The organism is Streptomyces rhizoryzae (assembly GCF_023155275.1).
GTDB lineage: Bacteria > Actinomycetota > Actinomycetes > Streptomycetales > Streptomycetaceae > Streptomyces > Streptomyces rhizoryzae.
This window is the reverse complement of sequence record NZ_JALMUV010000029.1, coordinates 1-15,217: the sequence shown is the minus strand read 5'-3', so window position 1 is coordinate 15,217 and position 15,217 is coordinate 1. Positions and strand designations below refer to the sequence as shown.

General features: G+C 74.6%; 12 protein-coding genes. 4 read left to right on the top strand and 8 right to left on the bottom strand.

Going from position 1 to position 15,217, the window contains the following annotated elements:
- Nucleotides 1–120: 120 nt before the first annotated feature.
- Nucleotides 121–513, top strand: a complete 393-nt coding sequence (locus MUU72_RS22010) for an SCO5389 family protein (protein ID WP_248015074.1) — start codon at nucleotides 121–123, stop codon at nucleotides 511–513.
- Between the two features lie 122 nt (nucleotides 514–635).
- Here the strand turns inward: MUU72_RS22010 and MUU72_RS22005 are convergent, their stop codons facing one another.
- Nucleotides 636–1,685 (bottom strand): LLM class flavin-dependent oxidoreductase, encoded by a 1,050-nt coding sequence (locus tag MUU72_RS22005; protein ID WP_248015073.1) that lies wholly within the window; start codon nucleotides 1,683–1,685, stop codon nucleotides 636–638.
- Between the two features lie 200 nt (nucleotides 1,686–1,885).
- On the opposite strand from MUU72_RS22005, the gene MUU72_RS22000 reads away from it, so the two are divergent.
- Nucleotides 1,886–2,200: an Rv1322 family protein gene (locus MUU72_RS22000; RefSeq protein WP_248015072.1), complete on the top strand. Its 315-nt coding sequence runs from the start codon at nucleotides 1,886–1,888 to the stop codon at nucleotides 2,198–2,200.
- Between the two features lie 33 nt (nucleotides 2,201–2,233).
- Here MUU72_RS22000 and MUU72_RS21995 read toward each other — a convergent pair whose 3' ends face one another.
- The 7 genes from MUU72_RS21995 to mce all read right to left on the bottom strand — a co-directional run bounded on the left by MUU72_RS21995 (nucleotide 2,234) and on the right by mce (nucleotide 12,685).
- Nucleotides 2,234–3,466 carry an ABC-2 transporter permease gene (locus MUU72_RS21995; RefSeq protein WP_308403847.1) on the bottom strand — a complete coding sequence of 411 codons (1,233 nt, stop codon included), beginning with the start codon at nucleotides 3,464–3,466 and terminating at the stop codon, nucleotides 2,234–2,236.
- Nucleotides 3,463–4,671 (bottom strand): ABC transporter ATP-binding protein, encoded by a 1,209-nt coding sequence (locus MUU72_RS21990; protein ID WP_248015071.1) that lies wholly within the window; start codon nucleotides 4,669–4,671, stop codon nucleotides 3,463–3,465. Before MUU72_RS21990 ends, MUU72_RS21995 begins: the two co-directional genes overlap by 4 nt.
- Nucleotides 4,672–4,777: 106 nt before the next feature.
- Nucleotides 4,778–5,551: an ABC transporter permease gene (locus MUU72_RS21985; RefSeq protein WP_248015070.1), complete on the bottom strand. Its 774-nt coding sequence runs from the start codon at nucleotides 5,549–5,551 to the stop codon at nucleotides 4,778–4,780.
- A gap of 3 nt (nucleotides 5,552–5,554) precedes the next feature.
- A complete protein-coding gene (locus MUU72_RS21980; protein ID WP_248015069.1) occupies nucleotides 5,555–6,580 on the bottom strand; it encodes an ABC transporter ATP-binding protein in 1,026 nt (341 codons plus the stop codon).
- A gap of 107 nt (nucleotides 6,581–6,687) precedes the next feature.
- Nucleotides 6,688–7,626: a coiled-coil domain-containing protein gene (locus MUU72_RS21975; protein WP_248015068.1), complete on the bottom strand. Its 939-nt coding sequence runs from the start codon at nucleotides 7,624–7,626 to the stop codon at nucleotides 6,688–6,690.
- Nucleotides 7,627–7,740: 114 nt separating this feature from the next.
- Entirely contained in the window at nucleotides 7,741–12,036 is a 4,296-nt protein-coding gene (gene scy, locus MUU72_RS21970; protein WP_248015067.1) for a polarized growth protein Scy, read from the bottom strand.
- Nucleotides 12,037–12,244: 208 nt separating this feature from the next.
- On the bottom strand, nucleotides 12,245–12,685 hold the full coding sequence (gene mce, locus MUU72_RS21965; RefSeq protein ID WP_248015066.1) for a methylmalonyl-CoA epimerase: 441 nt from the start codon (nucleotides 12,683–12,685) through the stop codon (nucleotides 12,245–12,247).
- Nucleotides 12,686–12,822: 137 nt separating this feature from the next.
- Between mce and MUU72_RS21960 the strand changes: the two genes are divergently transcribed.
- Nucleotides 12,823–14,034 (top strand): acetyl-CoA C-acetyltransferase, encoded by a 1,212-nt coding sequence (locus MUU72_RS21960; RefSeq protein ID WP_248015065.1) that lies wholly within the window; start codon nucleotides 12,823–12,825, stop codon nucleotides 14,032–14,034.
- 64 nt (nucleotides 14,035–14,098) lie between these two features.
- Nucleotides 14,099–15,052, top strand: a complete 954-nt coding sequence (gene meaB / locus MUU72_RS21955) for a methylmalonyl Co-A mutase-associated GTPase MeaB (protein WP_248015064.1) — start codon at nucleotides 14,099–14,101, stop codon at nucleotides 15,050–15,052.
- Nucleotides 15,053–15,217 lie beyond the last annotated feature (165 nt).

The following is a 15,217-nucleotide window of genomic DNA, read 5'->3' as shown; positions in this document are numbered from 1 at the left end:
CCCGCGCGGCATACCGTTGACGCGGGGGGTCGTGAGGCGAACACGCTCTGTCGCGAATTCCTCCTTGTCCCATCCCGTCAGGCCCCGTCCGTCCCGGCGGGGCCGCGAGAGGAGAACCTCATGTCGCTCGACGTCTCACCGGCCCTCCTCGAACAGGCCGAGCGAGGCGAGGTCGACGAAGCCGCGTTTGTCGACTGCGTCCGGACGTCCCTGCCCTATGCGTGGGGGATGATCAGCTCTCTGGTGGAGCGGCTGAAGGTGGACGGCGGGGAGTTCGCCGACAACCAGACGCCGCCGCCGGACGAGCAGGCGCGCGGCCAGCTGCTGCGCGCACTGGCGAGTGACGCCATCCGCGGCTCGCTGGAGCGGCACTTCGGTGTGCGCCTCGCCTTCCAGAACTGCCACCGGGTCGCGGTCTTCCCGCACGACCCGGCCGCCGACGAGCGGTTGGCCCGTTTCACCTCCGTACGCGGCCAGTTGCTGAACCAGTCGCCCGTACTCCGCGACTGCTGATCGGAGTTGCTGCCGCTGAGCCGTCCGCCGGGGCCACCACCCCCGGGGTCCGCGCGCCGGCGGCAGCACCACCGACCAGCCGTGCCGGACCCCGCGCGACCCCGCCGCCCACTCCGGCGGGGTCACCCCAGCTGCGGCAGGACCTCCGCGCCCAGCCGCCGGACGTTCTCCTCGGTGGCCGCCAGATCCCCGGAGCCCTCCACCAGCAGCGCGAACCGCCGGATGCCGGTGCGCTCCGACGTCGCCGCCAGCCGGTCCGCGCACAGCTCCGGCGGCCCCACCGGATGCAGCGCGCACAGCAGCTCGGTGTACGCCAGCGGATCGCGCATCGTGCGGTAGCGGCCGTCGACGGTCACATGCGCGCCCAGCCCCTGCCGCAGCCAGCCGGGCATCGCCTTGGTCAGCGTCTCCACCGCCGCGTCCCGGTCGTCGGCGATCTGCACCACGCCCGCCGAGACGTGCTCCGCCGCCGCGACCTCGCCGGGGTCCCGGCCGGCCGCCAGCGCCGCGGACCGCCACAGCGCGACCATCTCCGCCTTCTCCTCGTCGCCGCAGTGCATGCCCAGCAGCATCGGCAGCCCGCGCGCGGCGGCCAGCCGGACCGACGCGGGCGAGGTGCACGCCACCACCACCGGCGGGCCCGCCGTCAGCCCGCGCGGGTCGTCCGGATCGGCCAGCGCCTCGGCCGCCCGCGGCACCACCGCCACCTCCCGGAAGGCGTAGCGCTCGCCCCGCGCCCCGACCCGCGGCTCGCGCAGCCAGCGCAGCAGCAGGTCGAGCGCCTCGGGGAAGCCGCGGTCGTACGCCGCCAGACCGGAGCCGAAGACCTCCAGATCCACCCAGGGGCCGCCGCGGCCGACGCCGAGCGTGAACCGCCCCTCCGACGTCAGGTGCAGCAGCGCCGCCTGCTCGCCGAGCGCGACCGGATGCTGGGTCGGCAGCACACTCACCGCCGTGCCCACCCCGATCCGCCGCGTCCGGCCCAGCAGCAGCGCGGCCAGCGTCGCCGCCTGCGGGCACACGCCGTACGGGACGAAGTGGTGCTCGGCCAGCCAGACTTCATGGAGTCCGGCCTGCTCCGCCACCTCCGCGGAGCGCACCGCGCGGTGCAGTGCCTCCCCCTGCCCCTGACCGGGGAACTGGGCCGCCAGGATGAAAGCCCCAACGCGCATCGCTCTCTGCCTCCTTGCAGCCGACGCGTCCCCCCTCACCCGGCAACAACGTGCGACAACTGCCCAGGGCACGGCCTGACGCGAAATTTCCAGATCATCGCAGAAACGTGACGGCAGGCGTTTGTCCCTGACCGCGCCGCGTACGCTGGTGACAGCCCTCCCCCGAGCGCTCCGCTCCGTCGACCTGCCGAGGTGTGCTTGTGTCCCCGCGTCGAAACCGCCAGCGCGGTGCGAATCCCGCCGACCACGCGGGGCCGGGCCGCTACGGTCTGGAGACCACCGAGGAGTGGCGCGGGGAGGACTGGGTGGTCCGCCCGGTCGGTGCCGCCGGCGCGGCCAAGCACTACCGCTGCCCCGGCTGCGACCAGGAGATCCCGCCGGGCGTCCCGCACGTCGTCACCTGGCCGCGGCACGGCGGCGTCGACGACCGCCGGCACTGGCACAAAGCCTGCTGGAGCGCACGGAACCGCCGGAGCGCACGGCTCCAGCGGTCCCGGAACGCGCCCCGGTACTGAGCGCGGCACGAAGAGGGCGGCGGCGCCCGGCGGTCACACGTCCCGCTGGTGCAGCGCCGCGTAGGCGCCGCCCAGCGCCACCGCGGTCACCCCGGCCAGGATCAGCACCGGCTCCCACCCCGACGGGCCGGACGCCAGGAACGGGATGTCGTACAGCGCCGCGAGGGCGTTGGGCACCGAGTACGCGATCATCGCGTGCTGGACGTCCCGCAGCGCCGCGCCCTGGAGGAACAGCGCCAGCAGCATCGGCATCAGCACCAGGCCCGTCATCAGACTCAGGGCGCCCGCCGAGTGGCGCAGCAGCGCACCCACCGACAGCGCCAGCAGACCCAGCAGCGCGACGTACAGACCGGCGCCGAGCGTGCTGCGCAGCCACTGGTCGGCGGTCGGCTCCGGGCCGTTGAGCAGCGCGTAGTTGAGGAGCGCGACCACGGTGGTGGCGAGCGTGGTCAGCACCAGCGCCAGGCCGAAGAAGACGACGGCCTTGGCGGTCAGCACCCGGGCCCGGCCGGGGCACGTGATCAGCGTCGTGCGGATCAGGCCGGTGCCGTACTCGGAGGTGATCGACAGCACGCCCAGCGTGATCACGCACAGGCTGCCCAGCAGCACCCCGACGAAGCCGATCGCGAGCAGCGGTGCGACCTTCCGCTCGGAGCCCAGCACCAGGGTCGTCAGCAGCCCGATGCCAAGGATCAGCAGCAGCATCACGCCCAGCGTCCACAGCGTCGAGCGCACCGAACGGATCTTGGTCCACTCGGCGGCCAGCGCATGGCCGAGGTGGGGCGGGCGGAGCGGCAGGGGCGAGACGTAACCGGGCGCGCCCGCCTGCCCGTTGGCGGCGGCCGGCTGCTGCTGCGGCGGCGGGGGCGGCTGCTGGGGCGGGGCCGGGGGCTGGTGCGGCGGCTGGGGGTGCGCGGCCGGCGGGACGGTCAGCATCATCGTCCCGGGCTCCTTGCCCGGACCGTGCGCCGCCAGCGGCCGCGGCTCGGGGTGGCCGCCGGCCGGCGGCTGCGCCTGGAGCATCATCGTGCCGGCCTCCCCGGCCGGGGCGGGCGGCTGCGCCTGGAGCATCATCGTGCCCGCCTCGCCGACCGCGGGCGGCTGCGGCGCGGCCGGCGGCATCGGTCCGGCGGTGGGCGGGGGGCCGGCCGGCGCGGGGGCGGCGGGCGGCAGCGGCTGCGCCGCGCTCCGGGGAGCGGCGGGCTCCGGCTGCGGCTCCGGCCGGGACTGCGGCTGCTGGGGCTGCGGTTGCTGAGGGCTGGTCATCGGACGTCCTGGGGGTGCGGCACGGTCGGGTCGGCGGGGGCGGCGGGCGGCTGCTGGCCGTACGGCTGGGGCGGCCCGTACGGCTGGGGCGCGCCGTACGGCCCGGGGGTCCCGTACGGGTGGCCCTGGGGCGGCGCGTACGGACCGGGCTGCCCGGCGGGGTCCGGCTGGGCGTACGGGTTCGGCGGCGGCGCGGGCACCCCGGGCGGCGGGCCCGGCGCGTACCCCGGCGGCACCGCGCCCTGCGGCCCGTACCCGCCGGGCGCCGGGGGACCGGCCGGACCGGCGGCCGCGGCGCGGTAGTCGACGGCGCCCTGCGTCATCCGCATGTACGCCTCCTCCAGCGACGCCTGGTGCGGCGACAGCTCCCACAGCCGGACGCCGGCGGTGTGCGCGAGGTCGCTGATCCGCGGCAGCGGCAGCCCGGTCACCCGCAGCGCGCCGTCCGGCTCCGGCGCCGCCGCGCCGCCCGCCTCGGCGATCGCCGCGGCCAGCTTCTCCCGCTGCTCCGCCGCACCGTCCGGCGTCCGCACCCGCGCGAAGTCCGCGGAGTGGGCCGAGATGAAGTCCTTGACCGGCATGTCCGCGAGCAGCTGCCCGCGCCCGATGACGATCAGGTGCTCGGCCGTCAGCGCCATCTCGCTCATCAGGTGCGAGGAGACGAAGACCGTCCGCCCCTCGGCGGCCAGCTGCTTCATGAGGTTGCGGACCCACAGGATGCCCTCGGGGTCCAGGCCGTTGACCGGCTCGTCGAAGAGCAGCACCTGGGGATCGCCGAGCAGCGCCGCGGCGATCCCCAGCCGCTGCCCCATCCCGAGCGAGAAGCCCTTCGCCCGGCGGTGGGCGACGTCCTGGAGGCCGACCATGGCCAGCACCTCGTCCACCCGCCGGGCCGGGAGCCCCGCCAGCTGCGCCAGCGACAGCAGATGCGCCCGCGCGCTCCGGCCGCCGTGCACCGCCTTGGCGTCCAGCAGCGCGCCCACCTGGCGCGCGGCGTGGGGGTTCGGGCGGAACGGGCGGCCGCCGATGGTGGCCCGGCCCGCGGTGGGGGAGTCCAGCCCCAGGATCATCCGCATCGTCGTCGACTTGCCGGAGCCGTTGGGCCCCAGGAAGCCGGTGACCGTGCCGGGGCGCACCTGGAACGACAGATTCTGCACGGCCGTCCTGGGCCCGTAGCGCTTGGTCAGGCCGACTGCCTCGATCATTCTCCGCCCCTCGCACGATGGTCGGGGCACCAGGCGCCCTCGTGCCCCCGTGAGGGTAACGAGGCTATCCGCACGTTGACGGTTCCCGTCAAAAACCGCCGCGGGGTCAGGCGTCGCGCTTGTTCAGCAGCACATAGCCGCCGACCAACGCCGCCGCCGTCCAGGCCGCCATGATGGCGAAGCCGCCCCACGGGCCGTACGGCGTCTCGTCGTTGACCGGCGCCACCACCTGCATGATCTTCGAGCCGGCCTGGTCGGGGAGGTAGCGGCCGACCTTCCGGGTCGCCGAGACGTTCCCGAGGATGTTGGAGATCAGGAAGAAGAACGGCATCAGGATGCCCAGCGACAGCATCGGACTGCGCAGCATCGCGGCCACCGCCATCGAGAACAGCGCGATCATCGTCATGTAGAGCCCGCCGCCGACCACCGCCCGCAGCACCCCCGGATCACCGAGGTGCGCCCGGTGCGCACCCAGCGCCGCCTGCCCCGCGAAGAACGCCGCGAAGCTGGTCGCCAGGCCGACCGCGAAGACCAGCGCGGTGGCCACCAGCAGCTTGCAGAAGAGGAACACCCCGCGCTGCGGTACGGCGGCCAGCGAGGTGCGGATCATCCCGGTGCTGTACTCGTTCGTCACCACCAGCACCCCGAAGACGATCATCGCCAGCTGGCCCAGACCCATCCCGGCGAAGCTGGTGTTGGTGGGGTCGAAGGCCAGCCGCCGCTCGTCCGGCATCGACCCGAAGTCCTTCCGGGCCAGGGTGCAGATCAGCACCCCCACCGCGACCGTCACCACCACCGCGGTGGCCAGCGTCCACACCGTGGACCGCACCGACCGGATCTTGGTCCACTCCGACCGCAGGACCTGCCCGACGACAGCCATCCGTCAGCTCCTCTTCCGCTGCTGCCAGTCCGCGCCCCAGCCGCCCGGTGCCGGGCCGCCGGACAGCGCGCCTTCCGGGACCGCCGGCCGCGGCGGCGGACCGCCCGGCACCGCGGCCGGCCCGCCGGGCCGCGCGTGGTACTCCACCGCCCCGGCCGTGAGCTGCATGAACGCCTCCTCCAACGACGCCTGCTGCGGGCTCAGTTCGTGCAGCACCAGCCGGTGCTCGGCGGCCAGTTCGCCCAGCCGCTCGGCGGGCACCCCGTCGACCTCCAGCGCCCCGTCCCGTCCGGCCGCCGCCCGCACCCCCGCGCCGTTCAGCACGTCCAGCAGCCGCTCCCGCTCCGGGGACCGCACCCGCACGTACGACCGCGAGTTCTCGCGGATGAACTCCGCCATCGAGGTGTCCGCCAGCAGCCGGCCCTGCCCGATCACCACCAAGTGGTCGGCGGTCAGCGCCATTTCGCTCATCAGGTGCGAGGAGACGAAGACGGTCCGGCCCTGGGACGCGAGGTTCTTCATCAGGTTGCGGATCCAGTGGATGCCCTCCGGGTCCAGCCCGTTGACCGGCTCGTCGAACATCAGGATCCGCGGGTCGCCGAGCAGCGCCGCGGCGATGCCCAGCCGCTGCCCCATCCCGAGCGAGAACCCCTTCGTCCGCTTCCGGGCCACCGACGTCAGCCCCACCAGGTCCAGCACCTCGGCGACCCGGGACCGCGGAATGCCGTTGCTCTGCGCCAGGCACAGCAGATGGTGGTCGGCGCGCCGGCCACCGTGCATCGCCTTGGCGTCCAGCAGCGCCCCGACATACGTCAGCGGATTCCGCAGCTGCCGGTAGTGCCGGCCGTCGATCCGCACCGAGCCGGCCGTCGGATTGTCCAGACCGAGCACCATCCGCATGGTGGTGGACTTCCCCGCACCGTTGGGGCCCAGAAAACCGGTGACGACGCCCGGCCGCACGGTGAACGTCAGCCGGTCCACCGCCACCGTGTCCCCGTAATGCTTGGTCAGCTCCCTGAGCTCGATCATGTCCGAAACGCTAGGCGCGCCCGGACCGCACCGCCACCGGGGCGGGGCCGCCCGGAGGACCACCCCGGCCCCGGCACGGGCGGAGCGCGGAACGTCCGGCGGCTGCCTCAGCGGCTCTGCTGCGCGGGCACCCCGCGGGAGACCGACTCGTCGTCGCCGGGCGCACCGGCCGCGGCCACCGCCGCGCCGGTCAGCGTCGCCAGCATCTCGCGGACGTTGGTCAGCTGCGCGTTGATCGAGTCGCGGCGGTTGGTGAGCGCCGCCAGCTCGCGCTCCGATTCGCTGCGGATCCGGTCGGCCTTGGCGTTGGCGTCCGCCACGATGTCCTCGGCCTGGCGCTGCGCGGTCTCCACCGTCTGGCGGGCCCGGCGCTCGGCGTCCGTGCGCAGCTTCTCCGCCTCCAGGCGCAGCTGCTCGGCCCGGTGCTCGATCTCCGCCAGCCGCTTCTCCGCCTTCGCCTGACGCGAGGCCAGGTCGCGCTCCGACTGCTCGCGGCGCTTGGCGAGGTTGGTCTCGAAGTCCGCGGCGGCCTGCGCGGCCTTGGCGCGGGTCTCCTCGAAGAGGGCGTCCGCCTCCTCGCGCTTGGACTGGGCGTCCTTCTGCGCTTCGGCGCGCAGCGTGGCCGCCTCGCCCTTGGCCTTCTCGACGATCCGGGAGCCCTCGTCCTCGGCCTTGGCCTTGCGGTCGACGGCGAACTGCTCGGCGTCGTTCCGGACCTGCTGGGCCGCCGACTCGGCCAGCTCGCGGTGCTGCTCGGCGGCCCGGCGGGCCTCCTCACGCAGCTCCTTGGCCTCCTCCTCCGCGAGGCGGAGGATCTTCTCCACGCGCGCTCCGAGGCCCGCGTAGGACGGCTCGGCGTCAGTGACCTGAGCCTGGGCGTTCTGCGTTTCGAGGTGCAGCTCCTCGATGCGCTTCTCCAGCGAGGTGATGCGGGCCAGCGCGCTGTCGCGGTCGGCGACCAGTTTCGTGATGCGGTCATCCACCTGACCGCGGTCGTACCCACGCCGCACGAGCTCGAAGCCGAAGGGGGAGGAAGTGTCGCTCATGGGGTTCCTGTCGAAAGAGACCGGTGAGGTGATAAGGAGAATCCTAGGGGTCTTAACGGCGTGTCATCGAGTCATTGCGCGTTTGAAGTGGAGAATGACCCCTCATTTGAGTGGCTACCCCTCAGACGGCTTGCCACTCGAACGAGTTGTCCCGGCGCCCGCGGCGGCCTTCACCGCCCCGCCCTTGGCCTCCCCGCCCTGCGCGGGCACCTCGAACGACTCCAGCGCCTCCAGGACGTCCTGCACCCGGGAGATCTCGGCGTTGATGTCCTCCCGGCGGCGCGCCAGCACCTCCAGCTCGCGCCGGCCCTCCGCCACGATCCGGGCGGCCTCCTCCTTCGCCTCGGTACGCATCTTCTCCGCGTCCCGCACCGCGGCGGCCTTCTTGTTCTCGGCCTCCTTGATCAGGCCCTCGGCCTTCTTCACCGCGGCGATCCGCACCTTGCTCGCCTCGCTGTTGGCGTCCGCCATCAGCTTGTCGGCCTTCTCCTCGGCCTCCACCTGCTGCGCGGTGGCCTGCGCGATCAGCTTGTCGACCCGCTCGCCGGCGTTCTTCATCGCCTCCGACGACTCCCGGCGGGCCCGCTCGTGCAGCTCCTCGACCTCGGTCTCGACCCGGACCCGCAGCTCCTCCGCCCGGTCCCTTATGGCGGTGGCGTCCCGCCGGGCCTCGCCCAGCAGCGTGTCGGCGTCCGTACGGGCCTTCTCCACCCGCGCGTTGCCCTCCGCGGTGGCCTCCCGGACGATCCGGTCGGCCTCCTTCCGGGCCGCCCCGACCATCGTGTCGGCCTGCTCCTCGGCGCCGGTCGCCGTCTTCAGCGCCTCCTCCTGCGCCTTGGCGATCAGCTGGTCCGCCTGCTCCGCGGCGTCCCCGCGCCGCTTGGCCGCGTCCTTGCGGGCCTCGTCCAGCAGCCGGTCGGCCTCCTCCTGCGCCTCGGTCCGCGTCCGCTCGGCGGCCGCCTCGGCGTCCTCCTTGACCTGCGCCGACTCCGTCCGGGTGCGGTTGGCGTGCTCCTGCGCCGCGGTGACGGTCTCCGCCGCCTCGGCCCGCAGCCGGTCGGCCTCCGCGGTGGCCGTCGCCACCATCCGGTCCGCCTGCTCCCGGGCGTCGGCGCGGGTGCGGTCCGCGTCCCGCTCGGCCTCCGCGGTCCGCTCCGCGGCCTCCGAACGCAGCCGCTCCGCCTCGCCGGCCGCCTCGGCCACCAGCTCGTCGGCCTGCGCCGCGGCGTCCGCGCGGGTCTTGTTCGCCGCCTTGCGCGCCTCGTCGGCGGTCCGCTCGGCGTCCGCCCGGGCGTTCTCCAGGACCTCGGCCGCCTCGGCCCGCAGCCGCTCCGCCGCCTCGGTGGCCTCCGCCACCATCCGCTGCGCGGTCTGCTCGCCCTCCGCGCGCAGCCGCTCCGCGGCCTCCTGGCCCTCCCGGACGGTGCGGTCCGCGTCGTCCTGCGCCGAAGACGTCAGCTCGGCCGCCTCGGTGACGATCCGTTCGGCCTCCGCACGGGCCTCGGTGAGCAGCCGGTCGGTCTGCTCGGCCGCCTCCGACCGGATGCGGTTGGCGTCGTCCCGCGCCTGCGCGCGGGTCCGCGCCGCGTCCTGCTCGGCCGACGCCAGCGCGTCCGAGGCGTCGGTCCGCAGCTGCTGGGCCTTCGCCGTGGCGTCGCCGACCAGCTTCTCGGCCTTCGCGGTGGCGTCCGCGAGGAGCTTCTCGGCCTCCGCGGTGGCCTCGCCGACCAGCCGGTCGGCCTGCTCGGCAGCCTCCGTCCGCGCGGTGTTGGCGTCCCGCCGCGCCTCGTCCAGCACGCCGGCCGCCTCCGACCGCAGCCGGTCGCCCTCCTCGACGGCCTCCGCCATCGTCCGCTCGGCCAGCGCCGCGGCCGCCTCGGTGTTCTCCTGGGCCTCCTGGCGCATCCGGGCCGCGTCCTCCGACGCCCGCTCCCGCTCGGCGTAGGCGTCCGCGCGGACCCGGTCGGCCTCCTCCTGGGCCTCGGTCCGCGTGCGCTCCGCGGCGTGCTCGGCCGCCGAACGCAGCCCGGCGATCTCCTCGCCGGCCTGCTCGTGCAGCCCGGCGACCGCGTCCCGCACCTGCTGTGCGGTCTGCTCGGCCGCCGCCACCAGCTCGGCCGCCCGCCGGTCCGCCTCCTCGACCAGCCGGTCGGCCTCCTCCTGCGCCTCGCTGACCCGCGTACGGGCCGACGCCAGCAGCTCCTCGCTCTGCTCCCGCGCGGCGGTCCGCTCCTGGTGGGCCTCCTCGCGCGCCTCGCCCAGCAGCTGCTCGGCCTCCCGGCGGCGCCGCGCGGCCTCCTCCTGCGCCTCGGCCAGCGCCTGGGCGGCCTCGGTGCCCGTCCGCTCGGCGGCCGCCGCCGCCTCGGCCCGCACCCGGTCCGCGGTCTCCTGCGCCTCCGCCTTGAGCCGCTCGGCCTCCGCGGCGGCGTCGGCGCGCAGCCGCGCCGACGCGGACTCGGCCTCGGCCCGCGCCGCCGAGGCGTCCTGGGCCGCCTCCGCCCGCAGCCGCTCGGCCTCCTCCTCGGCCTGCTGCTGGAGGGCGCGCCGCCGCTCCGCCGCCTCGGCCTTGAGGCGGGCCGCCTCCTCCTGCGTCTCCCGGCGCAGCCGCTCGGCCTCCGCGCGGGCCTCGCGCAGCGCCTCCTCGGCCGCCGCCAGCTTCTCCTCGGCCTCGCCGCGCAGCCGGTCCAGCTCCGCCTGGGCCTCCGCGCGCCGCTCCTCGGCGGCCTCCTCGGCCTCCGCGCGCAGCGCCGCCGCGCTCCGCTCCGCCTCGCCGGTCAGCTCCTCGGCGGCCTGCGTGCCCTCCAGCAGCAGCTGCTCGGCCTCGGCACGGGCCCGCTCCAGCGCCTCCTCGGCCTGCCGGCGCAGCGCGGCGGCCCGCTCGATGGCCTCCGTCCGCACCCGCTCGCTCTCCGCGACCGCGCCCGAACGGGTCTCCTCGGCATCGGACTTCGCCTTCGCCAGCAGCTCCTCGGCGGTCCCGGCCGCCTCCTCGATCTGCTGGACGGCCTCCCGGCGCGCCTCACTGCGGATCCGCTCGCCCTCGGCGACCGCGTCCGCCCGCAGCTGCTCGGCCTCACCGCGCAGCCGCCGCGCCTCCTCCTGGAGTTCGGCGGTCTTGGCGCGGTACTCCTTGGTGTCGTTCTTCGCCGCGCCCTTGAGCTGCTCGGCGGTGTCGTGCGCCTGCTCGCGCAGCCGGTCCGCCTCGGCCTCGGCCTCCCGGCGCAGCCGCTCCGCCTCCTCGGCGGCGGCCTTGGTGACGGCCTTGGCGTCCTCGGACGCCTTGGTCATCATCTCCTCGGCGGCCCGCGCCGCCTTCGCCAGCTGCGCCGCCGAGTCCTCCGCGGCCTTCGACCGGGCCGCCTCCTGCGCCGTGGCCACCAGCCGCTCGGACTCCGCCCGGGCATCCGCCCGCAGCTGCTCGGCCTCCGCCCGCAGCGCCTCGGCCTCCTTGGTCGCCTCCGCGACCAGCCGCGCGACCTCCGCCTTCGCCGTACGGGTGCGCTGCTCGTTCTCCGACTCCGCGGCCGACAGCCGCTTCGCCGCGGACTGCTGCGCCTCCTCGACCAGCTTCTCGGCCTTGGCCCGCGCCTCGCGCAGCGCCGTATCGGCCTCCTGCACCCGCGCCTCGGCGGTCCGGGTCAGCTCCGCGGCCTGCCGGCGGGCGTCCTCCGACTCGGCGCCGGCCGCCGAACGCAGCTGCTCCGCCTGGTCGGTGGCCTCCTGCGCCTGGCTCGACGCGGCGTTCAGCAGCCGCTCGGCGTCCGTACGCGCCCGGCGCAGGATGGATTCGGCTTCCGCCCGCGCCTCCTCGGCCGCCGTGCCCAGCCGCTCCCGCGCCCGGTCCGCCAGCCGCTGGGCCTCGGCCCGGGCCGCCGCGAGGACCTGCTCGGCCTCCGCCCGGGACTCCTCCATCAGCCGCCGGGCCTGCGACTCGGTCCGCGCCCGCAGCTGCTCCGCCCACGCCACGTTCTCGTTGACGTGCGACTCGACCGTCTGGCGGCGCTCGTTCAGCTCCTCGTCGAGCCGCTGCCGCCGGCTGACCGCCTCGGCGTGCAGCTCGGCGTCCATCCGGGCCTGCCGCTCGGCCGCCTCCTGGAGCAGCCGCTGGGTCTGCGCCCGCGCCTCGCGCAGCTCCCGCTCGGCGTCCGAGCGGAGCTGGTCGGCCTGGATCTGCGCGTTGCGCAGCAGCTGTTCGGCCTGGTGACTGAGGTTGTCGTAGGCAGGCCGGGACGCGAGGTTGCGGCGCGCCTCGTGGAGCTTGGCGCGCAACACCTCGACCTGGTAACCGAGGTCATCGGCGTGCTGGACGGCCTTGTCCCGCTCGGTCTTCAGCCGCTCCATCTCGGCCTCGAACTGCGAGAGGTGGTCGGTCTCAGCCCACTGACGCTCCTGGCGCTCGTTGCCCCGCACTGCGCGGTCCCATCCGTCCCCTGGTCATGGCGGCGGCCGGCTCCGGACCCTGCGGCGCGGGCCCCGCACGCCGTACGGCGCACCGGACTCACACCCCTCGGAGCTGACCCTTCCGAAGAAATGGTGTCAGATCATCGGCAGAGTATGGACCGGCCCCACTCCCGTACCCCGGCCGAGGCTGCACTCTACCGGCCGGGGGAGGGGAAGGTCAGTGGTCAGTCGCCTCCGGGGGCGCCGCGGTGACGAGTTCGGTCAGCACACCGTGGCAGTCCTTGGGGTGCAGGAAGGTGATCCGCGACCCCATCGAGCCCCGCCGCGGCTCGTCGTAGAGCACCCGGACGCCCTTGCCGCGGATGGCCTCCGCGTCGCCGTCGACGTCGGCGGTGCCGAAGGCGATGTGGTGCACGCCCTCACCGTTCTTCGCCAGCCATTTCCCGACCGCGGAGTCCTCCCGGATCGGCTCCAGCAGCTGGAGGTAGGAGGCGCCGCCGTCGGACGTCCCATTGATTTTGAGCATCGCCTCGCGGACCCCCTGCTCCTCGTTGACCTCGGTGTGGAACACCTCGAAGCCGTACGTGGCACGGTAGAACTCGACGGTCCGGTCCAGGTCGTGACAGGCGATTCCGATGTGGTCGATTCGCGTCAGCATGGCTCCAGTGCACCCCTCGCACGGCTGGTTACGCAACGTGCGCGCGATCACACCCGCTTGCCGGTGACCCGGCGACTACCCCTCAGTACATTGACGGGAACCCTCGTTAACTTCCCTGCAAAGGAAGGCCGCACCCTATGTCTGCATCGAACGGCAGGAACGGCACCACCTCTGTCATCGTGGCCGGAGCGCGCACCCCCATGGGCCGGCTCCTGGGATCGCTGCGCAGCTTCTCCGGGGCCGACCTGGGCGGTGTGGCCATCAAGGCGGCACTGGACCGCGCGGGGATCGGCGGCGACCAGGTGCAGTACGTGATCATGGGCCAGGTGCTCCAGGCCGGCGCCGGCCAGATCCCGGCGCGCCAGGCCGCGGTCAAGGCCGGCATCCCCATGAACGTCCCCGCGCTGACCGTCAACAAGGTCTGCCTCTCCGGCCTGGACGCCATCGCGCTGGCCGACCAGCTGATCCGCGCCGGCGAGTTCGACGTCATCGTCGCCGGCGGCCAGGAGTCCATGACCAACGCCCCGCACCTGCTGCCCAAGTCCCGCGAGGGCTTCAAGTACGGCGCGGTGGAGATGCTCGACGCGATGGCGCACGACGGCCTCACCGACGCGTTCGAGAACATCGCCATGGGCGAGTCGACCGAGAAGCACAACACCCGCCTGGGCATCGGCCGCGCCGAGCAGGACGAGGTCGCCGCGCGCTCCCACCAGCGGGCCGCCGCCGCCCAGAAGAACGGCCTGTTCGAGGCCGAGATCACCCCCGTGGAGATCCCGCAGCGCAAGGGCGATCCGGTGATCTTCAGCCAGGACGAGGGCATCCGCGGGGAGACCACCGCCGAGACCCTCGGCAGGCTGCGGCCGGCCTTCGCCAAGGACGGCACGATCACCGCCGGCAGCTCCTCGCAGATCTCCGACGGCGCCGCCGCGGTGGTCGTGATGAGCAGGGCCAAGGCGGAGGAACTGGGCCTGTCCTGGATCGCCGAGATCGGCGCGCACGGCAACGTCGCCGGCCCCGACAACTCCCTCCAGTCGCAGCCGTCCAACGCCATCCGGCACGCCCTGGCCAAGGACGGCCTGGGCGTCGAGGACCTCGATCTGATCGAGATCAACGAGGCGTTCGCGGCGGTCGCCGTGCAGTCAATGAAGGACCTCGGGGTTTCCCCGGAAAAGGTGAATGTCAACGGCGGGGCCATCGCGCTCGGCCACCCGATCGGCATGTCCGGCGCCCGTATCGTGCTGCACCTCGCGCTGGAGCTGCGGCGCCGCGGCGGCGGCACCGGCGCGGCGGCGCTGTGCGGGGGCGGCGGCCAGGGCGATGCGCTGATCATCCGCGTACCGGGCAGGTAACCGCTCGGCGGGTACGGCGGCGGTACGAGCGAGTCAGTCGATCGAGGCGAAGGAGCCGAGCGCGATGGTGGACGTCCCCCAGCTGGTGGAACAGGCCCGGCAGGGCCGGCCGAGGGCGGTGGCCCGGCTGATCTCCCTCGTCGAGGGAGCGGCGCCGGAGCTGCGCGAAGTGATGGCGGCGCTGGCGCCGCTCACCGGCAACGCCTACGTGGTCGGGCTGACCGGCTCGCCCGGTGTCGGGAAGTCCACCACCACCTCCGCCCTGGTCACCGCGTACCGCAAGGCCGGCAAGCGGGTCGGCGTGCTCGCCGTCGACCCGTCCTCGCCGTTCTCCGGCGGCGCGCTGCTCGGCGACCGGGTCCGGATGAGCGAGCACGCCTCCGACCCCGGCGTCTACATCCGCTCGATGGCCACCCGCGGCCATCTGGGCGGGCTCGCCTGGGCCGCCCCGCAGGCGATCCGCGTCCTGGACGCGGCCGGCTGCGAGGTGGTCCTGGTGGAGACCGTGGGCGTCGGCCAGTCCGAGGTGGAGATCGCCTCGCAGGCGGACACCAGCGTGGTGCTGCTGGCCCCCGGGATGGGCGACGGCATCCAGGCCGCCAAGGCCGGGATCCTGGAGATCGGCGACGTCTACGTGGTCAACAAGGCCGACCGGGACGGCGCGGACGCCACCGCGCGCGAGCTGAACCACATGCTCGGCCTGGGCGAGGCGCGCTCGCCCGGCGACTGGCGGCCGCCGATCGTGAAGACCGTGGCGGCCCGCGGGGAGGGCGTCGACGAGGTCGTCGAAGCGCTGGAGAAGCACCGCGCCTGGATGGAGGAGCACGGCGTGCTGGGCCGCCGCCGGCTGGCCCGCGCCGCCCGCGAGGTCGAGACGATCGCCGTCACCACCCTGCGCTCCCGCATCGGCGACCTCTCCGGCGACCGCCACCTCGACGCACTGGCCGAACGCATCGTGGCGGGCGAGCTGGACCCTTACGGGGCGGCCGACGAGTTGGTGGCCGGCCTCACGGAGTGAAGCGCTTCCCGCGTGGTGGTTTCTCTTGGCGGGTGTTCCGCCGGGCCCGGTCTCGTTGGGGTTGCGCGCCGTGCCGGCGGGGTGGGGTGTTGGGGGTCGCCCCACGTCGTCGTCGCTGGGCGCCGTGGGGGGTTGCGGTGGCCGCGCCCACTCCTTGTGGGTGGG